This window comes from Brachybacterium nesterenkovii, from assembly GCF_900163655.1.
Classification (GTDB): Bacteria; Actinomycetota; Actinomycetes; order Actinomycetales; family Dermabacteraceae; genus Brachybacterium; species Brachybacterium nesterenkovii.
On the sequence record NZ_FWFG01000093.1, the window covers coordinates 1 to 20,428 of the forward strand.

General features: G+C 72.6%; 20 protein-coding genes. 19 read left to right on the plus strand and 1 reads right to left on the minus strand.

Annotated elements, in window-relative coordinates; all coding sequences use genetic code 11:
• Window positions 1–36 precede the first annotated feature (36 nt).
• The 19 genes from FM110_RS10550 to FM110_RS10640 all read left to right on the plus strand — a co-directional run bounded on the left by FM110_RS10550 (window position 37) and on the right by FM110_RS10640 (window position 19,059).
• Window positions 37–1,371: a homoserine dehydrogenase gene (locus FM110_RS10550; RefSeq protein WP_087104772.1), complete on the plus strand. Its 1,335-nt coding sequence runs from the start codon at window positions 37–39 to the stop codon at window positions 1,369–1,371.
• Window positions 1,372–1,376: 5 nt separating this feature from the next.
• Window positions 1,377–2,444, plus strand: coding sequence for a threonine synthase (gene thrC, locus FM110_RS10555; protein WP_087104721.1), 1,068 nt, complete (start codon window positions 1,377–1,379; stop codon window positions 2,442–2,444).
• Window position 2,445: 1 nt separating this feature from the next.
• Entirely contained in the window at window positions 2,446–3,363 is a 918-nt protein-coding gene (thrB, locus tag FM110_RS10560) for a homoserine kinase (protein WP_087104722.1), read from the plus strand.
• Window positions 3,364–3,844: 481 nt separating this feature from the next.
• Window positions 3,845–5,917, plus strand: coding sequence for a transcription termination factor Rho (gene rho / locus FM110_RS10565; protein ID WP_087104723.1), 2,073 nt, complete (start codon window positions 3,845–3,847; stop codon window positions 5,915–5,917).
• Window positions 5,918–6,111: 194 nt separating this feature from the next.
• Window positions 6,112–6,327 carry a 50S ribosomal protein L31 gene (rpmE, locus tag FM110_RS10570; protein ID WP_087104724.1) on the plus strand — a complete coding sequence of 72 codons (216 nt, stop codon included), beginning with the start codon at window positions 6,112–6,114 and terminating at the stop codon, window positions 6,325–6,327.
• A 227-nt stretch (window positions 6,328–6,554) separates the two neighbouring features.
• Entirely contained in the window at window positions 6,555–7,643 is a 1,089-nt protein-coding gene (prfA, locus tag FM110_RS10575) for a peptide chain release factor 1 (protein ID WP_087104725.1), read from the plus strand.
• Window positions 7,640–8,644, plus strand: a complete 1,005-nt coding sequence (prmC, locus tag FM110_RS10580; protein ID WP_087104726.1) for a peptide chain release factor N(5)-glutamine methyltransferase — start codon at window positions 7,640–7,642, stop codon at window positions 8,642–8,644. Before prfA ends, prmC begins: the two co-directional genes overlap by 4 nt.
• On the plus strand, window positions 8,641–9,666 hold the full coding sequence (locus FM110_RS10585; protein ID WP_087104727.1) for an L-threonylcarbamoyladenylate synthase: 1,026 nt from the start codon (window positions 8,641–8,643) through the stop codon (window positions 9,664–9,666). Before prmC ends, FM110_RS10585 begins: the two co-directional genes overlap by 4 nt.
• Entirely contained in the window at window positions 9,663–10,790 is a 1,128-nt protein-coding gene (locus tag FM110_RS10590) for an MraY family glycosyltransferase (RefSeq protein ID WP_087104728.1), read from the plus strand. Before FM110_RS10585 ends, FM110_RS10590 begins: the two co-directional genes overlap by 4 nt.
• Complete coding sequence (locus FM110_RS10595) at window positions 10,777–11,307, plus strand: hypothetical protein (protein WP_087104729.1); 531 nt, start codon at window positions 10,777–10,779, stop codon at window positions 11,305–11,307. Before FM110_RS10590 ends, FM110_RS10595 begins: the two co-directional genes overlap by 14 nt.
• 155 nt (window positions 11,308–11,462) lie before the next feature.
• Complete coding sequence (gene atpB / locus FM110_RS10600; RefSeq protein ID WP_327230755.1) at window positions 11,463–12,425, plus strand: F0F1 ATP synthase subunit A; 963 nt, start codon at window positions 11,463–11,465, stop codon at window positions 12,423–12,425.
• Between the two features lie 72 nt (window positions 12,426–12,497).
• Window positions 12,498–12,737, plus strand: coding sequence for an ATP synthase F0 subunit C (atpE, locus tag FM110_RS10605; RefSeq protein ID WP_087104730.1), 240 nt, complete (start codon window positions 12,498–12,500; stop codon window positions 12,735–12,737).
• A complete protein-coding gene (locus FM110_RS10610; RefSeq protein ID WP_087104731.1) occupies window positions 12,737–13,276 on the plus strand; it encodes a F0F1 ATP synthase subunit B in 540 nt (179 codons plus the stop codon). Before atpE ends, FM110_RS10610 begins: the two co-directional genes overlap by 1 nt.
• Before the next feature lie 27 nt (window positions 13,277–13,303).
• Window positions 13,304–14,119, plus strand: coding sequence for a F0F1 ATP synthase subunit delta (locus FM110_RS10615; RefSeq protein WP_087104732.1), 816 nt, complete (start codon window positions 13,304–13,306; stop codon window positions 14,117–14,119).
• A 71-nt stretch (window positions 14,120–14,190) separates the two neighbouring features.
• Window positions 14,191–15,816: a F0F1 ATP synthase subunit alpha gene (gene atpA, locus FM110_RS10620; RefSeq protein WP_087104733.1), complete on the plus strand. Its 1,626-nt coding sequence runs from the start codon at window positions 14,191–14,193 to the stop codon at window positions 15,814–15,816.
• 65 nt (window positions 15,817–15,881) lie between these two features.
• Window positions 15,882–16,790: a F0F1 ATP synthase subunit gamma gene (locus FM110_RS10625; protein ID WP_087104734.1), complete on the plus strand. Its 909-nt coding sequence runs from the start codon at window positions 15,882–15,884 to the stop codon at window positions 16,788–16,790.
• Window positions 16,791–16,859: 69 nt separating this feature from the next.
• Complete coding sequence (gene atpD, locus FM110_RS10630; protein WP_087104735.1) at window positions 16,860–18,329, plus strand: F0F1 ATP synthase subunit beta; 1,470 nt, start codon at window positions 16,860–16,862, stop codon at window positions 18,327–18,329.
• A complete protein-coding gene (locus FM110_RS10635; RefSeq protein WP_087104736.1) occupies window positions 18,326–18,604 on the plus strand; it encodes a F0F1 ATP synthase subunit epsilon in 279 nt (92 codons plus the stop codon). Before atpD ends, FM110_RS10635 begins: the two co-directional genes overlap by 4 nt.
• Window positions 18,605–18,618: 14 nt before the next feature.
• Window positions 18,619–19,059 (plus strand): DUF2550 family protein, encoded by a 441-nt coding sequence (locus tag FM110_RS10640; RefSeq protein WP_087104737.1) that lies wholly within the window; start codon window positions 18,619–18,621, stop codon window positions 19,057–19,059.
• Window positions 19,060–19,143: 84 nt separating this feature from the next.
• Here FM110_RS10640 and FM110_RS10645 read toward each other — a convergent pair whose 3' ends face one another.
• A complete protein-coding gene (locus tag FM110_RS10645; RefSeq protein ID WP_087104738.1) occupies window positions 19,144–20,385 on the minus strand; it encodes an N-acetylglucosamine-6-phosphate deacetylase in 1,242 nt (413 codons plus the stop codon).
• Window positions 20,386–20,428: the final 43 nt, after the last annotated feature.

Consider the following 20,428-nt stretch of genomic DNA (forward strand, 5'->3'; position numbering starts at 1 on the left):
CCCGAGGCGTCCGCCGACGCCCCCGCCGCCCTCACGATCGCCGTCCTCGGTGCCGGGACGGTGGGCACCGAGGTGCTGCGTCTGCTCGCGGAGCAGGGGGCGGATCTCGCCCAGCGCGTCGGCGCCCCGCTCGAGGTGATCGGCGTGAGCGTGCGCGATCGCTCCAAGGACCGCGGCCCGCACGTCGATCCGGCGCTGCTGACGGAGGATGCGGAGGATCTCGTGCGCCGCGCCGACCTCGTCGTCGAGCTGATGGGCGGGATCGAGCCCGCCCGCTCCCTGATCCTCGAGGCGATGGCCCACGGCGCGAGCGTCGTGACCGCCAACAAGGCGCTGCTCGCCCAGTCCGGCGCGGAGCTGTACGAGGCCGCGGATGCCGCGGGCGTCGACCTCCACTTCGAGGCCGCCGTGGCCGGGGCCATCCCGCTCGTGCGCCCGATCCGCGAGTCCCTCGCGGGCGACCGGATCCGTCGGGTGCTCGGCATCGTGAACGGCACGACGAACTACATCATGGACGCGATGACCCGCACGGGAGCGGACTTCGCCGACGCCCTGGCCCGGGCCCAGGAGCTCGGGTACGCGGAGGCCGATCCGACCGCCGATGTCGAGGGCCTCGACGCCGCCGCCAAGGCCGCGATCCTCGCCTCCCTCGCCTTCCACACCCGCGTGGGCATGGGCGACGTCCACGCCGAGGGCATCACCCGCGTGAGCGCCGATGACATCGCCGCGGCCTCCCGCATGGGCCGCGTGGTCAAGCTGCTGAGCATCGTCGAGCGCCTCGAGGACGCCGACGGCACCGAGCGCGTCTCCGCCCGCGTGTATCCCACGATGATCCCGCGCGAGCACCCGCTGGCCTCGGTCTCCGAGGCCTACAACGCGGTGTTCGTCGAGGCCGAGGCCGCGGGCTCCCTCATGTTCTACGGCCAGGGCGCGGGCGGCGCGCCGACGGCCTCCGCCGTCCTGGGCGACCTCGTGTCCGTCGCGCGGCTGAAGGTCCACGGCGGCAAGGGGCCGCGGGAGTCCCGCTACGCCTCGCTGCCGATCGCGCCGATCGACGAGCTGCGCAACGGCTTCTACGTGGCCCTCACCGTCGTCGACGAGCCGGGCGTCCTCGCGGGCGTCGCAGGCACGCTCTCGGCGCACGGCATCTCGATCGCCACGATCCACCAGGAGCCGATCGAGGGCGACGACCACGACGGCGCCGCCGAGGGCGGCGCGGCGGCCGAGGAGCAGGCGCGTCCGGCGCGGGCCCGCATCGGCATCGTCACCCATCGCGCCCTCGAGGCCGCGATGACCGACGCGCTGGCGGCGCTGGGGGCCGCGCCCTCCGTCATCGCGGTGGACTCGGTCCTGCGCGTCGAAGGAGAATGACCCCCATGGCACATCAGTGGCGCGGCGTGATCGCCGAGTACAGGGAGCACCTGCCGTTCGCGGACTCCGACACCCTCCTGACGCTGGGGGAGGGCGGCACACCCCTCGTGCACGCGCCGACCCTCTCGGCGGCCGTGGGCGCCGAGGTCCACATCAAGGTCGAGGGCATGAACCCGACCGGCTCCTTCAAGGACCGCGGCATGGTCTCGGCGATGTCGCGCGCCGTGAGCGACGGCGCGCAGACGGTCGTGTGCGCGTCGACCGGCAACACGAGCGCTTCGGCCGCCGCCTACGCGACGCGCGCCGGCATCGGCTGCGCCGTGCTGCTGCCCCAGGGGAAGATCGCGGCGGGCAAGCTCGCCCAGGCGATCGTCCACGGCGCGCAGCTGATCGCCGTCGACGGCAACTTCGACGACTGTCTCGAGATCGCCCGCAAGCTCGACGCGCAGTTCCCCGTCGAGCTCGTGAACTCCGTGAACCCGTACCGCCTGCAGGGGCAGAAGACCGCGGCCTTCGAGGTGTGCGACGCCCTGGGGACGGCCCCGGACATCCACATCCTGCCCGTCGGCAACGCCGGCAACATCTCCGCCTACTGGATGGGCTACCGCGAGTACCGCGACAAGGGCATCACCGCGTCGACGCCCGCGATGTGGGGCTTCCAGGCCGCCGGTGCCGCGCCCTTCGTGGCCGGGCGCCCGATCCCGGACCCGGAGACGATCGCCACCGCGATCCGCATCGGCGCCCCGGCGTCGTGGGACCTGGCGGTGGCCGCGCGCGACGACTCCGGCGGCGTGATCGAGGCCGTCACCGACGAGCAGATCCTCCAGGCGCAGGCGATGCTCGCCGGCGAGGTCGGGATCTTCGTCGAGCCCGCCTCGGCCGCGGGCGTCGCCGGGCTGCTGCTCAAGGCCGGACGCGGCGAGGTCCCCACGGGCGCGACGATCGCGATCACGGTGACCGGCAACGGGCTCAAGGACATCGACACCGCGCTGTCCCAGCGCGACCTGACCCCCACGCTGATCGAGGCGGACGTCAACGCGGCGGCCGAGGTCCTCGGTCTCGCGGCCCTCTGAGATGAGGATCGCCCGCACCAGCGCCCGGGTCGTCGTCCCCGCCACGAGCGCCAACCTCGGCCCCGGCTTCGACGCCCTGGGCATGGCGCTGGGCCTCCACGACGCGGTGCGCATGGAGGCGATCGCCGGCGGCACCGAGGTGACCGTCCACGGCGAGGGCGCGGGAAAGGTGCCGACGGGGGAGGACCACCTGGTCGTCCGCGCGCTCCGGCTCGGCCTCGATCATGCGGGGGCTCCGCAGACGGGCGTCCGCATGCACTGCACGAACCGGATCCCGCACGGCCGCGGGCTCGGCTCCTCGGCGGCGGCCGTGGTCGCGGGCCTGCTGCTCGCGCGCGGGCTGCTGGCCGATCCCGAGGCGCTCGACGACCAGGCGGTCCTGGACCTCGCGACCGAGATGGAAGGGCATCCCGACAATGCGGCGCCCGCGATCACCGGCGGGGTGACGGTCTCGTGGACGACGAACGGCAGCGCCCGCACCGCCGTGCTCGACGTCCCCGACGACGGCACGATCGACCCCGTTGTGCTGTCGCCCGGGACCGAGCTGTCGACGGCGCGGGCCCGCTCGCTCCTGCCCGAGACGGTGCCCCACGCCGATGCGGCGTTCACCGCGGGGCGGGCGGCGCTGCTCATCCATGCCCTGACGAAGGACCCGAGCCTGCTGATGGAGGCGACCGAGGAGCGTCTGCACCAGGCGCAGCGCGCCCCGGGCATGCCCGAGAGCGTCGATCTCGTGCGGGTGCTGCGCCAGGAGGGCTATCCGGCCACGATCTCCGGCGCCGGGCCGACGGTGCTGGTCATGGCGGGTGCCGACGGCCGGCTCGGCGGCCTGGTGCGCCGGGTCGTGGCGGATCCGGGCGCCTGGCGCTCGGCGCGGGTGGGCCTGGATCGTCGCGGGGCGCACCTGACGCAGGCGTGACCCGACGCAGGTCCGTCTGGTCCGCTGTCCGTCAGGGTCTGCTGTCTGTCAGGTCTGCTGCCCGTCAGGTCTGCTGTTCGTCCGGCCCGCCGCGCGTCCTGGACGCGCGGGATGCGGGCACGTGCTAGCCTGACCGTGCGCTTCGGCGCGTCTCCTGCGTCGCTCGCAGTCGAGCGGGACGATCCCGATTCTCCGATCCATCCGATGTCGCCCCCGGCGATGTCGAGCATGTGATCCCAGAGGCGATCCTCCCTCGGCCGCCCGCGGTGGTTCCACGAAGAATTCCGCAGGAGCACCGCCGCCGCGCTCCACGCCCCTCGCATCCACCGAGGCGATCCCTGTGCGCGGCACGGGGCCGCGCCCCGGGTGCGGACGGGCCGCGTGCCACCGGATCCCCGCCGCCTGGACGGCGGCAGCGGGACCGGACGCCACGCCGAACCACCCCACGCAGGCCGAGCGGCCTGACCTGAAAGGACACAGGGTGACCGACACCTCCGCAGCGGGCGACTCCGGCCAGCTCGCATCCAAGAAGCTTCCCGAGCTGCAGGCCATGGCCGCCGAGCTCGGCATCAAGGGCGCTCGTCGCCTCCGCAAGTCCGAGCTCGTCGAGGCGATCCGCTCCGGCGGCGCATCCGTGCCCTCCGGTGCCGCCGCCGTGCGCGCCGAGGCATCGCAGCCGACCAGCACCGCCCCGCGCGCCGAGGCATCGCAGCCGACCAGCACCGCCCCGCGTGCCGAGGCCCCGGCCCGCGAGCCCGCGCCGCGCGCGGAGCAGGCGCCTGCGCGCGCAGAGGGCAGCGGCGACGAGGCCGAGCGGACCGCCGGGACCGAGCGCCGTGAGAGGCCGCGTCGCGATGAGCGCCCCGACGGTGCGGATCAGGGCGGTCGCAGCGACCGCTCCGAGCGCGAGCAGCGCCAGGACCGGAGCGACCGGCAGGACCGCGGCGAGCAGCGCCAGGATCAGAGCAACCGCCAGGACCGCGGCGAGCAGCGCCAGGATCAGAAGGATCGTCAGGACGGCGATCGCGGCGACCGGCAGGGCCGGACGCGCCGCGAGCGCCCCCGCAGCGTCGACGAGCTCGTGCTGCCCGACCGCTCCCAGGAGGGGCGTGACGGCTCGGACCGCCCCCGCCGCGACCGGGACGACCGCGGGTCCGGCAACGACCGCGGCGAGCAGAGCGACCGCGGCCAGAACGGGCGCGGCGACCGCGACGAGCAGGGCGAGGACGGCGACGATCGCCGCAATCGCCGCAGCCGCAACCGCTCGCGCGACCGCAAGCGCCGCAACCGCAACGGCGAGGACCGCGGGCCCAGCCAGGGCCAGAGCTCCGGCCGCGACGAGGAGAGCGAGGTCCGCGAGGGCGAGGACCTCGTGTCCGTCGCCGGCATCCTCGACATCCGCGACAACAACGCCTACATCCGCACCACCGGCTACCTCCCGGCCCCCAGCGACGTCTACGTGACCACCGCCCAGGTCAAGAAGCACGGGCTGCGCAAGGGCGATGCGATCACCGGACAGGCCAAGGCCCCCAAGGGCGGCGACGACCAGTCCGCGTTCGAGCAGGCGAGCATGTCGGCCCGCCAGCGCCGCAACAACCGGCAGAACACCTCGAAGTTCGCTCCGCTGGTCTCCGTCGACACCGTCAACGGCATGACGCCGGAGCGCGCCCGCGGCCGCCTCGACTTCACCAAGCTCACCCCGCTGTACCCGGACGAGCGCCTGCGCCTGGAGACCGCGCCCACGGGCGTGACGCCGCGCATCATCGACCTGGTCTCGCCGATCGGCAAGGGCCAGCGCGGCCTCATCGTCGCGCCGCCCAAGGCGGGCAAGACGATGATCCTGCAGCAGATCGCCAACTCGATCACCGCCAACAACCCCGAGGTCCACCTCATGGTCGTGCTTGTCGACGAGCGCCCCGAGGAGGTCACCGACATGCAGCGGACCGTCAAGGGCGAGGTCATCGCCTCGACCTTCGACCGCCCCGCCTCGGACCACACGATCGTCGCCGAGCTCGCGATCGAGCGCGCCAAGCGCCTGGTGGAGATGGGCAAGGACGTGGTGGTGCTGCTGGACTCGATCACCCGCCTGGCGCGCGCCTACAACCTGGCCGCCCCGGCCTCGGGCCGCATCCTGTCCGGCGGCGTCGACGCCTCGGCGCTGTACCCGCCCAAGCGGTTCTTCGGCGCGGCCCGCAACATCGAGCGCGGCGGCTCCCTGACCATCCTGGCGACCGCGCTCATCGAGACCGGCTCCACGATGGACGAGGTGATCTTCCAGGAGTTCAAGGGCACCGGCAACATGGAGCTGCGCCTGTCGCGCCACCTGGCCGAGCGCCGCATCTTCCCGGCGGTGGACGTCAACGCGTCCTCCACCCGCCGCGAGGAGGCCCTCATGAGCCCTGAGGAGCTCGCGGTGATGTGGAAGCTGCGCCGGGTGCTCGGCACCCTCGAGCAGCAGCAGGCCATCGAGCTACTCCTCGAGCGGGTGAAGAAGACCCAGTCGAACACCGAGTTCCTGATGACGGTCCAGAAGACCACGCCGGGCGCGAGCTGATCGACCCCGCGACGCCCCGGGAATGCGCGAGCACCCCGGGGCGTTGCACCCCCAGCCGGCGCGGCGGGACGTTCATCACGCCCGCGCCGGACCCCGTGCGCCGCGGTGATCGGCCGTGGCACAATCGACGGCGGTTCTGGTTCACGGCCCCCGCCGGGCGCCGACCCAGCGACTGCGACACAAGGAGACATGAGATGAAGAGCGGCATCCACCCGGAGTACGTGGAGACCACGGTGTCCTGCACCTGCGGCAACACCTTCACGACCCGCAGCACCAAGACCGACGGCAAGATCTCGATCGAGGTCTGCTCGGCCTGCCACCCGTTCTACACGGGCAAGCAGAAGATCCTCGACACCGGCGGCCGCGTCGCCCGCTTCGAGGCTCGCTACGGCAAGAAGGCCGCCAAGTAAGCTTCCGCCACGACGCCGGCGGTCCCCGAGGGACCGCCGGCGTCGTCGCATGTCCGGGGCCATCGTCGAGGAGCGTGCCGGCGACCGTGGTCGGACAGGTCTTCCGGCTCACCGGCCCCCGCCGTCGATCGAGCCGTCAGTCGACCGGCCCCGGACGGACCCCGTGGCCCACCGGCACCCGCACGCCCGTCGAACCGCACACCGCGACCGCATCAGGAGAGCAGAGCATGGACGGTCTGGACGCCCTCGTCGCCGAGCACGAGCGCCTCGAGCGCGAGATGGCCGATCCCGACCTCCACGCCGATGCCGCCCGCGCCCGCCGCGTCGGCCGCCGCTACGCGGAGCTCACGCCGATCGTGCGCCTGCACCATGAGCTCGCCGGAGCGCGCGAGGATCTCGCGACCGCCCGCGAGCTGGGGGCGGACGATCCGGAGCTCGCCCGGGAGGCCGACGCCCTCGCCGCGCGCTGCGCCGAGATCTCCGGGGAGCTCGAGGAGCTGCTCGCCCCGCGCGACGTGGACGATGCCCGCGATGTGATCCTCGAGGTCAAGGCCGGGGCCGGGGGAGAGGAGTCCGCGCTGTTCGCCGCGGAGCTGCTGCGGATGTACCGCCACTACGCGACCGCCCGCGGCTGGGCCTTCGAGGTCCTCTCCTCGGCGGACTCCGAGCTCGGCGGGCTGCGCGACGCGGCCGTGTCGATCCGCGCGAAGGGCTCTCCCGCTCCCGCCGACGGCGTCTGGGCGCACCTGAAGTACGAGGGCGGCGTGCACCGGGTCCAGCGGGTGCCGGTGACCGAATCGGCCGGCCGCATCCACACCTCCGCCGTCGGCGTGCTGGTGATGCCCGAGGCCGATGAGGCCGACGAGGCCGAGGTCCTCGCCGAGGACATGGCCCCCGCGAACCTGCGCATCGACGTCTTCCGCTCCTCGGGTCCGGGCGGGCAGAGCGTCAACACCACCGACTCCGCCGTGCGTATCACCCACCTGCCCACGGGGATGGTCGTCTCCTGCCAGAACGAGAAGAGCCAGCTGCAGAACAAGGAGCAGGCCCTGCGGATCCTGCGCTCGCGCCTGCTGGACGCCCGCCGAGCCGCCCAGGACGCGGAGGCCGCCGCGGCCCGCCGCTCGCAGGTGCGCACCGTCGACCGCTCCGAGCGCATCCGCACCTACAACTTCCCGGAGAACCGGATCGCCGACCACCGCACCGGCTTCAAGGCCTCCAACCTCGACCAGGTCCTCGCCGGGGACCTCGGGCCCGTGATCCGCTCCGCCCAGGACGCCGATCGCGAGGCCATGCTGCGGGCGGCCGGCGCATGAGCGAGCGCCAGGAGGGCGACCGGCGCGAGAGGGAGCACGCCGTGGCCGACGCAGCGGTGCCCGCCGCGGAGAGCACGGCGTCCGTTGCGCGCACGCGCCTGCGCGCGTCCCTGAGCGCGACCACCGAGCGCCTCGCGCGGGCGGGCATCGTCTCGGCGAGCGTCGAGGCCCGCGCCCTGCTCGAGCGCGCCGCCGCGGCGACGGGACCGCTCGTCCTCCTCGACGAGCTGCCCGAGGACTTCGATGCCGACCTCGAGGCACTCGTCGCCCGGCGCTGCGCGCGCGAGCCCCTGCAGCTGATCCTCGGCAGCGCCCCCTTCCGCCGCCTGCGGCTCGACGTCCGCCCGGGCGTGTTCATCCCGCGCCCCGAGACCGAGGTCGCGATCGACGTCCTGCTCGAGCACGCGCGCTCGACGCGGGTGCGCCGCGTTGTGGACCTGTGCACCGGCAGCGGGGCGCTGGCCGCCGCCGTCGTCGACGAGCTGCCCGCCGCGGACGTCACGGCCGTCGAGATCGACCCGGCCGCCGTCGACCTCGCCGAGGAGAACCTGCGCCGCGCGCACCGCGACGGCGCGCCGGGCACGGCTCGCGTCCTGCGCGCGGACATCACGGATGCCGCGGCGCTCGCAGGGCTCCGCGGCATCGACGCGGTCATCTCCAACCCGCCCTACATCCCCGCCGACTGCGTCCCCACCGATCCCGAGGTGCTGCGCCATGACCCCGAGCGCGCCCTCTACGGCGGGGGAGCAGACGGCCTCGACCTGCCCCGCGCCGTGATCGCCCGCGCGTCTGAGATGCTCGTGGCCGGCGGCCTGCTGGTCATGGAGCACGCCGACGTCCAGGGGGAGGCGACGCGCGCGCTCGCCGAGGGCTCCGGCGCCTTCGCGGACGTCCGCACCGTGGCCGACCTCACGGGCCGCGATCGCTTCCTCGTGGCCGTGCGGCGCGAGGCTGGCGATGCGTCCGATCCGATGTCGGGAAGTGGGAGACTGACCCGGTGAGCGTCTACGACACCCAGAGCGAGAACACCCGCGACAAGGCCATCACCGCGGCCGTCGACGCGGTCCGTGCCGGCCAGCTGATCGTGCTGCCCACCGACACTGTGTACGGCATCGGCGCCGACGCCTTCGACGCGGAGGCGGTCGATGCGCTGCTGGCCGCCAAGGGCCGCGGGCGCAATGCGCCGCCGCCGGTGCTGGTGGGCGATCCCGCCGTGCTGATGGCCCTGGCCGTCGACGTCCCCGAGGACGCCGAGCGCCTCGCCGAGGAGTTCTGGCCCGGCCCGCTCACGCTCATTCTGACGGCCCAGCCGTCGCTGACCTGGGACCTGGGGGAGACCCGCGGCACCGTCGCCCTGCGCATGCCCGACGACGAGGTCGCGCTCGAGCTGCTGCGCCGCACCGGCCCCCTCGCCGTCTCGAGCGCCAACCGCCACGGCAAGGACGCCGCGCTCTCCGTCCTGGACGCCGCGACCCAGCTGGGCGACCACGTCGAGGTGTACCTCGACGGCGGCCCCGCGCGGCTGGGCACCGCCTCGACCATCATCGACATGACCGTCTCCCCGCCGGAGATCGTGCGCCAGGGAGCGCTCGAGCGCGAGACGATCGTCGCGGCGCTCGGCGACATCTTCGCCGCGCCGGAGCTGGAGCCCACCCCCGGTGAGGAGAGCACAGGGGAGAGCGCTGCGGACAGCGCAGGGGAGGGCGGCGAGACCGTCGCGGGTTCGACCGCCGCCGATCCCACTGCGACCGACGACACTGCGACCGACCCCACAGCGGGCGAGACCGCGAGCGCCGGTGCGGGCCCGCTGGCCCTGCCCTCCGAGGCCGCGGGCGAGAGTGCGGGCGCCCCCGCCGAGCTCGATGGCGAGGCCTCCTCCGCTCCCGCCGCCGATGACGCCGATGAGGTCGCCGCCGAGGCCGTTCCCGATACTGATGCAGATGCCGCCGCCGCAACCGGGCCGGCGGATCCCGCGGGGGAGCCCGATGCCCCCGCTGACGGGGCCGGGCCCGCCACGGCGTGAGGATCTATCTCTTCCTGCTGCTCGTCGCCGCGGCCGTCACCTACCTCGTGACCCCGGCGGCGCGGCTGCTGGCGCGACGGCTCGGCGCCATGACGGCGGTGCGCTCGCGCGACGTCCACGACGCGGTCACCCCGCGTCTGGGGGGCGTGGCGATGCTCGCGGGCCTCATGGCGACGATGGCGGTGGCCAGCCGGGTCCCGTTCCTCGAGGGGCTGTTCCAGGAGAGCCGCCAGGCCTGGGCGATCCTCGCGGCGGGGACCCTGGTGTGCCTGGTCGGCGCCGCGGACGACAAGTGGGATCTCGACTGGGTCACCAAGCTCGCGGGGCAGACCCTCGCCGCCTTCCTCCTGGCCTGGCAGGGTGTGCAGCTGACGACGCTGCCGATCGCGGGCCAGGTGCTGCTGTCGCCCACGATGCTCCTGCTGCTGACCGTGCTCGTGGTGCTCGTGTCGATGAACGCCGTGAACTTCATCGACGGCCTCGACGGCCTCGCGGCCGGGGTCATGGCGATCGGCGGCACCGCCTTCTTCGTCTACGCCTACGTGCTCACCCGCACCGCCGGCTCGACGACGGACTACTCCTCGCTCGCGGCGATGATCACGATCATCCTGGTCGGCATCTGCGTCGGCTTCCTCCCGCACAACCTCACCCGCGCTCGCGTGTTCATGGGCGACAGCGGCTCGATGCTGCTGGGCCTGCTGCTCGCGGCCTCGTCGATCACCGTCACCGGACGGATCGACCCGGCGCGCCTCTCAGGCGCCGACCTGCTCGCCCAGCTGCTGCCGATCATGCTGCCGTTCGGCGTCATGTTCATCCCGTTCCTGGACTTCGCGCTCGCGGTCATCCGCCGCGTCGGCTCGGGCCGCTCCCCGTTCCACGCCGATGCGCTGCACCTGCACCACCGCCTCCTCGCGCTCGGGCACTCCAAGGCCCACGCCGTGTGGATCATGTACCTGTGGTCCGTCGTGGTGTGCGTCGGGATGCTGCTGCCCGTGTGGGTGTCCCTGCGCATGTGCATCGCGTTCTGGGTGGTCGGTATCGTCCTGGCCCTGCTCATCACCTTCGCCCCCCGCATCCGCGGGAGGGTCGCCCGCCGTCCCGAGGAGACACGTGCCCGCACCTGACCCCGCCGCGCCCCCGCCCGCTCCTGACGCTCGCGGGGATCGGACCGCCGGCTCCTCCGGTGCCGAGCCCACCGCCGCGGAGCTCACGGCGATCCGCGATCGCAGCGAGCGGGCGGCCGCGCGCAACGACGCGACGATGACCCGCGCGGTGCTCATCGCCATCGGCGCCGGTCTCGCGCTCGACGCCCTCGCGGTGGTCGCGGCCCTCCTCCTGGGCGGCCCCGGGGCGGTCCTCGGCGCGCTCGTCGGGACGGGCCTGGCGCTCGTCGTCACGCTCCCCACCCTCATCAGCGCCCGCGTGGGCATGCGGCAGGGACCCGCGGCCATGGCCGGCGTGGTGCTGGGCACCTGGCTGGCCAAGATGGTCGTGCTCATCGGCGTGCTCCTCTGGGTGCGCACGCTGGGCTCCATCGCCCTGCCGTGGACCGGGTACGCCCTGCTCGTCGGAGCGGTCGCTCCGGCCGTCGTCGAGGCCGTCCTCCTGCTGCGCTCCCGACCGCGCCTCGAGGTGCGCTGACACCCTGCGGACGGCGTCTGGACAGGGGCGTTCCTCTGCTATGCTCGTCGGGCACGCAGCACGCAGGCGCTCGCACCTCGCAGTCCTGGCCCGTGGCGTACCCCTGACCCCCACCGACGGGGCCTCCCACCGCTTCGCGGGAGCCCCGCAGCGCCGTGCCGAGATCTCCTCGGCCCCGGTCCTCGGGGATCAGGCGGTGGCGACGATGCCGTCCGCAGGCGCTGCACCGTCCGCCCCGGCGGATCGCTGAGACGAAGACCGGCCGCCCCGTCGCCGAGGCGACGGGCCGACGACCACGGGAGATCGATCTGAACACCGTCGACGACGCGAACCTCCTCCTCGCCGAGGGGGGACTGGATTTCCACATCCCTTCGCTCTCCGAGTTCTTCCCCGACGCGATCCTGTTCGCGGGGACGCCCTTCGAGTTCAACCGGGTCCAGCTGGTGCGGCTCATCGTCCTGGCCGTCGTGCTCATCACGATGTCCGTCGTCGCCGCGCGCGCCCGCCTGGTGCCCGGCAAGGCGCAGAGCATCGTCGAGCTCCTCATCGAGTTCGTGCACTCGAGCATCATCGAGAACACCCTGGGCATGCGCGAGGGCCGGAAGTTCGCCCCGATGCTCATCACGATGTTCTTCCTGATCTTCGCGATGAACCTCGCCGGCGTGATCCCGGGGCTCAACCTCGCGGGCACGTCCGTGATCGGCCTGCCGCTCCTGCTGGCGCTGTGGACCTTCGGCACCTACGTCTTCTTCGGCGTGAAGAAGCACGGTCTGGTCGGGTACCTCAAGCACGAGACGATGCCCCCCGGCGTGCCGAAGCCGATCTACCTGCTGCTGGTCCCGATCGAGTTCCTGCAGGTGGTCCTGATCCGCTGGGCCTCGCTCACGATCCGACTGCTCGCCAACATGGTCGCCGGTCACATCATGCTCGTGGTGTTCATCGGGCTGACCCAGGCGATGCTGTTCTCCGGCAGCTGGCTCATCGCCGCCTCCCCGCTGGGCGGCGCCCTCGCCATCGGCATCTACGGCTTCGAGATGTTCGTCGCCGCGCTGCAGGCCTTCATCTTCACCATGCTCTCGGCCGTCTACATCCAGATGGCCACCTCCGACGAGCACTGACCCGTCCGGGGCCGAGCCCCTGACGCCCCCTGACCCGTCGCCCGCGAGGGCGGCACAACGAAAGGAAACCCCGTGGACAGCACCCTTCTCGCCGAGGTCTCCGGCAACGTCGCGTCGATCGGCTACGGCCTGGCCGCCATCGGCCCCGGCATCGGCATCGGCATCATCGTCGGCAAGACCGCCGAGTCGATGGCCCGCCAGCCCGAGCTGCGCGGCCAGCTGCAGACCACCATGTTCATCGGTATCGCGTTCACCGAGATCCTGACCCTCCTCGCGATCGTGACCGGCCTCATCTTCGGCGGCGTGGCCTGATGCTGCTCGCCGAGGAAGAGGTCTCGGGGACCCGTCTGCTGATCCCCGCGCCGTCGGAGATCATCTGGACGGCGATGTTCCTCCTGATCTTCGCCCTCGTCTTCATGAAGTTCATCCTCCCGCGGCTCAACGCCGTGCTCGAGGAGCGGGCCCAGAAGATCGAGGGCGGCCTGCGCAAGGCCGAGGAGGTCCAGGAGGAGGCGGACCGCTTGCGTGCGGACACCGAGCAGGAGCTCGCCGCCGCCCGTCAGGAGGCCGCCGCCATCCGCGAGAAGGCGCGCCAGGACGGCGCCCGCATCCTCGAGGAGGCCAAGGCCCGTGCCGAGGCCGAGAACGAGCGCATCCTGACCGCGGGCCAGCAGCAGCTGCTCGCCGAGCGCCAGACCGTCTTGACCCAGCTGCGCGGCGAGGTCGGCTCGCTGGCGATCGGGCTCGCCTCGAAGATCGTGGGCGAGTCGCTCAGGGACGACGAGCGCTCCTCGCGCGTGACCGACCGCTTCCTGGCCGATCTCGAGTCGTCCCAGCTCGCCTCCCGCTGACCCGTCCCACCGAAGGAGCACTGACCGATGCGAGGAACCTCAGCCGCCTCTCTGCGCGAGGTCGTCGAGGCTGCGGAGCACACGTTCCGCACCGCGGACGCCCCCCTGGAGCAGACGGCCGATGAGCTGTTCTCCGCGCTCGAGGTGATCGACGGGAGCAACCAGCTCCTGCGCCTGCTGAGCGACGGCGGGCTTCCGGCCTCCGTCAAGCAGCAGGCCGCTCGCGAGCTGTTCGGCTCCCGCATCGGGCAGGCCGCGCTCTCGGTCGTGCTCGACGTGGTCGGGCGCCGCTGGTCCGAGCAGGAGGACGTCCTGGACGCGCTCGAGCGCGTGGGCGTCGTCGCCCTGCTCGAGCAGGCGTCGCGCAGCGGGAGCCTCGAGCGGGTCGAGGAGGAGCTGTTCCAGGTCTCCCGCCTCATCGACGCGACGCCGGAGCTGTCCGAGGCGTTCGACGATGCGCGCGAGCGACCGGCGGAGCGCGCGGGCGTCCTCGGCCGCCTGCTGTCCGGGCGCGTCGATCCGATCACGCTCTCCCTCGCCACCCAGGCCGTGGCCCGGCGCAGCGAGGCCAAGCCGTCCCGGCGCGTGCTCGAGCTCGCGGAGTACGCCTCCGAGCGCCGCGGGCGGCTCCTCGCCGTCGTGACGAGCGCGCGGCCGCTCACCGAGCAGCAGAGCGCACGACTGGGCGCGATCCTCGACCGCATCTACGGCCGCCCCGTCCAGATGAACGTCGAGGTCTCCTCGGACGTCGTCGGCGGTCTGCGGATCCAGGTCGGCGACGACCTGTACGACGCCACCGTCCTCTCGCGGCTGGCGCAGGCGCGCGAGCGCCTCGCCTCCTGACCGCGCCCCCACAGCACCCACACACCTCCCCGGCCGAGTCCGGGCCCACCGATAGGAAGCGAAGCAGCGCGATGGCCGAGCTCACGATCTCCCCGGAGGACATCCGGAACGCCCTGGACACCGCCGTGTCCACCTACCAGGCCGAGACGCCCGACCGCGAAGAGGTCGGCCGCGTGGCCGAGGCCGCGGACGGCATCGCCCGCATCGAGGGTCTGCCCAACGTCATGGCCAACGAGCTCGTCCGCTTCGAGGACGGCACGCTGGGCCTGGCGCTGAACCTCGACCTGCGCAAGGTCGGCGTCGTCGTCCTGGGCGAGTTCGCCGGCATCGAGGAGGGCCAGGAGGTCCGCCGCACCGGCGAGGTCCTGTCGATCCCCGTGGGCGAGGGCTACCTCGGCCGCGTCGTCGACCCGACCGGCACGCCCATCGACGGCCTCGGCGAGATCGAGACCTCGGGCCGCCGCGCCCTAGAGCTGCAGGCCCCCACGGTCATGCAGCGCAAGAGCGTCAAGGAGCCCCTGCAGACGGGCCTCAAGGCGATCGACGCGATGATCCCGATCGGCCGCGGCCAGCGCCAGCTGATCATCGGCGACCGCCAGACCGGCAAGACCACCATCGCGCTCGACGCGATCCTCAACCAGAAGGCGAACTGGGAGAGCGGAGACCCGAGCAAGCAGGTCCGCTGCATCTACGTCGCCATCGGTCAGAAGGGCTCGACCATCGCCTCGGTGCGCGCGACCCTCGAGGAGGCCGGCGCCCTGGAGTACACGACCATCGTCGCGGCCCCCGCCTCCGACCCGGCGGGCTTCAAGTACATCGCCCCCTACGCCGGCTCGGCCATCGGCCAGCAGTGGATGTACGAGGGCAAGCACGTCCTCATCGTCTTCGACGACCTGTCCAAGCAGGCCGAGGCCTACCGCGCCGTGTCGCTCCTCCTGCGCCGCCCGCCGGGCCGCGAGGCCTACCCGGGCGACGTCTTCTACCTGCACTCGCGCCTCCTCGAGCGCTGCGCGAAGCTGTCGGACGCGATGGGCGGCGGGTCGATGACCGGCCTGCCGATCATCGAGACCAAGGCCAACGACATCTCGGCCTACATCCCCACCAACGTCATCTCGATCACCGACGGCCAGTGCTTCCTGCAGTCGGACCTGTTCAACGCCGACCAGCGGCCCGCGGTCGACGTGGGCGTCTCGGTCTCGCGCGTCGGCGGCTCCGCCCAGATTAAGGCCATGAAGAAGGTCTCGGGCACGCTCAAGATCTCCCTGGCCCAGTACCGCGACCTCGAGGCCTTCGCCATGTTCGCCTCGGACCTGGACGCGGCGAGCCGCCAGTCCCTGGCCCGCGGCGCCCGTCTCATGGAGCTCCTGCGCCAGCCCGCCTCCTCGCCGTTCCCGGTCGAGGAGCAGGTCGTCTCGATCTGGGCCGGCACCACCGGCAAGCTCGACGATGTCGAGGTCGAGGACGTCCGCGACTTCGAGCAGGTGCTGCTCGAGCACCTGCGCCACAACGGCACCGTCCTCTCCACGATCCGCGAGACCGGGAAGTTCGAGGACGAGACCGAGGCCGAGCTCGAGGGCATCCTCGCCGACGTCAAGCGCGACTACCTGGCCGGCAAGGGCCAGGGCGAGGAGCGCCATGACGTCTCGGAGAGCCTCGAGGCCGACAAGATCGAGCAGGAGAACATCGTCCGCGGCTGATCGCGACCGGGCGGCCCGGCCGGGCCGCCCGCCGATCACCGATCCGCCACGCACGAGGGAGAGATATGGGAGCGCAGCAGAGGGAGTACAAGAAGAGGATCCGCTCCGCGCAGGGCATGCAGAAGATCTTCAAGGCCCAGGAGATGATCGCCGCGGCGCGCATCTCCAAGGCGCAGGCCCGCGTGGAGGCGACGACCCCCTACGCCGACGCGATCACCCAGGCCATCGGCGCGGTCGCGACGCACACCCGTGATGCCGTACACCCGTTCCTCGCGCAGGACCGGAGCCGGACCGGCCGCGTCGCGATCCTGCTCATCACGAGCGACCGCGGCATGGCGGGCTCCTACTCGTCGAGCGCGATCCGCCAGGCGGAGCGGCTGAACAACACGCTGCGCGCGGAGGGCAAGTCGGTCGAGCGGTACATCGTCGGCCGCAAGGGCGACTCGTACTTTCGCTTCCGCAACCGTCGCGTCGAGCAGTCCTGGACGCCGTACAAGGAGACGGAGCTCGTCGAGCTCGGCCACGAGATCGCGGCCACGCTCAATGCCCGCCTGCTCGATGAGAGCGAGAACGGCCTCGACGAGCTGTTCGTCGTCGGGACCCGCTTCATCAGCCGCTTCCAGCAGGAGGCGCGGGTCGCGCGCCTCGTGCCGCTCGCGGTCGTGGACGCCGACGAGGACGCGGACACCACGTTCCCGCTGTACGACTTCATCCCCGACGCCGCGACGGTGCTCGACGACCTCGTGCCCCGCTACGTGACCTCGCGGATCGTCAGCATCCTGCTGCAGTCGATGGCCTCCGAGCACGCCTCGCGCCAGCGGGCCATGAAGACCGCGACCGACAACGCCGATTCCCAGATCACCAAGTTCACCCGGCTCGCGAACGCCGCGCGCCAGGCCGAGATCACCCAGGAGATCACCGAGATCGTCGGCGGCGCCGACGCCCTGGCCGGATCGGGCCGCAAGGACCGCTGAGACATCCCGCATCGGCCTGCGCCGCGCCGACCGACGCGAACCGAACGACCCCGTGAAGAGAGAGCACCCATGAGCACCATCGCCCCCGCGCCCGAGGAGACCTCGGCGGCCACCGCGACCGGCCGCGTCGCGCGCGTCACCGGCGCCGTCGTCGACATCGAGTTCCCGCCCGGGAAGATCCCCGCGCTCAACAACGCGCTGCACACCCAGATCTCGCTCGGCGAGGGCGCCGAGCCGTTCACGCTGAACCTCGAGGTCGCCCAGCACCTCGGCGACGGCATGGTCCGCGCGATCGCGCTGAAGCCCACCGACGGCCTCGTCCGCGGTCAGATCGTCACCGACACCGGCGAGGCGATCTCCGTGCCCGTCGGCGACGTGACTCTCGGCCACGTGTTCGACACCGTCGGCAACGTGCTCAACCTCGAGGAGGGGGAGACCCTCGAGATCTCCGAGCGCTGGCCCATCCACCGCAAGGCCCCCAACTTCGACCAGCTCGAGTCGAAGACCCAGATGTTCGAGACCGGCATCAAGTCCATCGACCTGCTGACCCCGTACGTGCAGGGCGGCAAGATCGGCCTGTTCGGCGGCGCCGGCGTCGGCAAGACGGTCCTCATCCAGGAGATGATCTACCGCGTGGCCAACAACCACGACGGCGTCTCCGTGTTCGCCGGCGTGGGCGAGCGCACCCGTGAGGGCTGGGACCTCATCGAGGAGATGACCGAGTCCGGCGTCATCGAGAAGACCGCCCTGGTCTTCGGCCAGATGGACGAGCCGCCGGGCACGCGTCTGCGCGTGGCGCTGTCGGCCCTGACCATGGCGGAGTACTTCCGCGATGTGAAGAGCCAGGACGTGCTGCTGTTCATCGACAACATCTTCCGCTTCACGCAGGCCGGCTCCGAGGTCTCGACCCTGCTGGGCCGCATGCCCTCGGCCGTGGGCTACCAGCCCAACCTGGCCGACGAGATGGGCGTGCTCCAGGAGCGCATCACCTCCACGCGCGGCCACTCGATCACCTCGATGCAGGCGATCTACGTCCCGGCCGACGACTACACGGACCCGGCGCCGGCGACCACCTTCGCCCACCTCGACGCGACCACGGAACTCTCGCGAGAGATCGCCTCGCGCGGCCTGTACCCCGCGATCGATCCGCTCGCCTCGTCCTCGCGCATCCTCGACCCCCGCTACGTGGGCCGCGAGCACTACGAGGTCGCCGTCCGCGTCAAGCAGGTGCTCCAGCGCAACAAGGAGCTCCAGGACATCATCGCCATGCTCGGTGTCGACGAGCTCTCGGAGGAGGACAAGGTAATCGTCTCGCGCGCCCGCCGCATCCAGCAGTTCCTCTCGCAGAACACCCATATGGCCAAGCAGTTCACCGGTGTCGACGGCTCGGACGTTGCGCTGCGCGACACCATCGAGGGCTTCAAGGGCATCTGCGACGGCGAGTTCGACCACATCGCCGAGCAGGCGTTCTTCAACGTCGGCGGCATCGACATGGTGCTCGAGAACTGGCACCGCATCCAGAAGGAGCTCGGAGCGTGAGCAGCCTCGAGGTCACCTTCGTGACGGCGGGCTCCACGGTCTGGACCGGCCGTGCCGCCCAGGTCGTCGTGCCCGCTCTCGACGGCTCGATGGGCATCCTGCCCCGCATGCAGCCGACCCTGGCGATCCTCGGCTCCGGCGACGTGCGGGTCATCGACGAGTCGGGCCGCGCGGAGGTCTTCGGCGTCGACGGCGGCTTCATGTCGATGGACGACGACATCGTGACGATCGGCGTCGACTCCCTCCACCCCGCCACCGGCGCGGGCTCCCGCTGACGGCGAGCGGCGCCATGCACGTGGACGTCCCGATCACCCTGGTGGTGATCGGGACGTTCTGCGTCCTGCTCGCGGTGCTGTACGTCCTGCGCCAGCTGCTGGTGTCGCGCAGCCTCGGGTCCTTCGAGTGCGCGGTCCTGCGGCGCGGCCACGTGACGCGGCGCGAGGGCTGGCAGAACGGCCTGATGCGCTTCGGCATCGAGCGCCTGCGCTGGTACCGCGCGTTCTCGCTGCGGGTGCGGCCGGAGCTGACGATCGACCGCCGCGAGATCCTGGATCTCGAGCGGACCGAGGTCGATGCGGTCGTCGAGGGCATGGAGCCGCACGTCCTCATCGAGATGCGCATGTCCACCGGGCGCACCCATCGCCTGCTGGTGGCCCGCTCCGCCGCCGCGGGGCTGCTGGCGTGGCTCGAGGCCGCCCCCGCGGGCTTCATGCGCCGCGGGACCGACTGACGCTCCCGGACGGCGGGCTGAGGTGCCGGTGAGAGGGCCCCTCGGAAGGCTGGGTGAGAGGGGCGGCCCGGTGAGCGGGGCGGCTCAGACGTCCAGCAGCTCCCCGCCGCGGATCACGGCCTCGACCCGCAGACCTTCGTCCACGAGCAGCACGTCCGCGCGCATACCGGCCCGCAGCGCGCCGATCTCGGCCTCGTGGCCGAGCACCCGGGCCGGCACCGCGGTGGCGGCCGCGACCGCGACGGCGAGGTCCACTCCCGCCTCCTGCACCGTGAAGCGCAGGACGTCGAGGAGGTGCGCCGTGCCGCCGGCGATGGCGCCGTCCTCGGCGAGGGTGGCCACGCCGCCGTCCACGACCACGTCGAGGGCGCCCAGGCGGTAGCGTCCGTCGGCCATGCCCGTCGCCGCCATCGCATCGGTCACGAGCACCACGTGCTCGGGCTCGGCGATGTCGAAGACGTAGCGGACGGTCTCGGCGGACACGTGCGCGCCGTCGGCGATGAGCTCGACGATCATCTCGCCGCGCGCGGCCGCATCGAGGCAGGCGAAGGCCGGTCCGGCATCGCGGTGGTGGATCGGCCGCATGCCGTTGAACAGGTGGGTCGCGGTCGGCAGGCTCGAGCGCGCGCCGGGGGATGCGAGGGCGGCGCGGGAGGCGGCGATGCCCTCCTCCATCTGCGTGCCGCTGCAGTCGGTGTGCCCGAGGGAGGGGATCGCGCCTCCTGCCGCGAGCTCGGCGATCACGGCATCGGCGTCCTCGGCCTCCGGGGCCACGGTCATGGTCGCGATGGCGCCCGGCGCCATCGCGCACAGCTCCGCGACGAGCGCGGCATCGCCGCCGACGATGTGCGCCGGGTTCTGGGCGCCCTTGCGGGCGGGGGAGATGAACGGCCCCTCGAGGTGCAGCGCGGCGAGCTCGCCGGCCTCGACCAGCGGGGCGAGCATCGCCACGCGGCGGCGCAGCTCCTTGGCGGAGGCGGTCACGAGAGAGGCGACGAGCGCGGTGGTGCCGTGCGCGCGGTGCTCGCGGACGGCGACGAGCGCCTCCTGCGCGTCGGCGCAGTCGGGGAAGGACGCGCCGCCGCCGCCGTGGTCGTGGATGTCCACGAGACCGGGGAGGATCGTGCCGGTGCAGCGGAGCGTCTCTGCGGCGGTGTGCGCGGGCGCGTCGGCGGCGGGGCCCGCGTAGGCGATGCGGTCGCCGCGGAGCAGGATCAGGGCGTCCTCGACGACGCCCTCGGGCAGCACGGCGGTGCCGGTGATGGCGAGGTCGGACGGGGCGTCGGTGCGGGCGGGCCCGTCGGGCACGTCGGTGGGCGCGGTCATCGGGTGCCTCCTGGGCTCGGGTGGCTCGGGCGCGGCCCGTTCC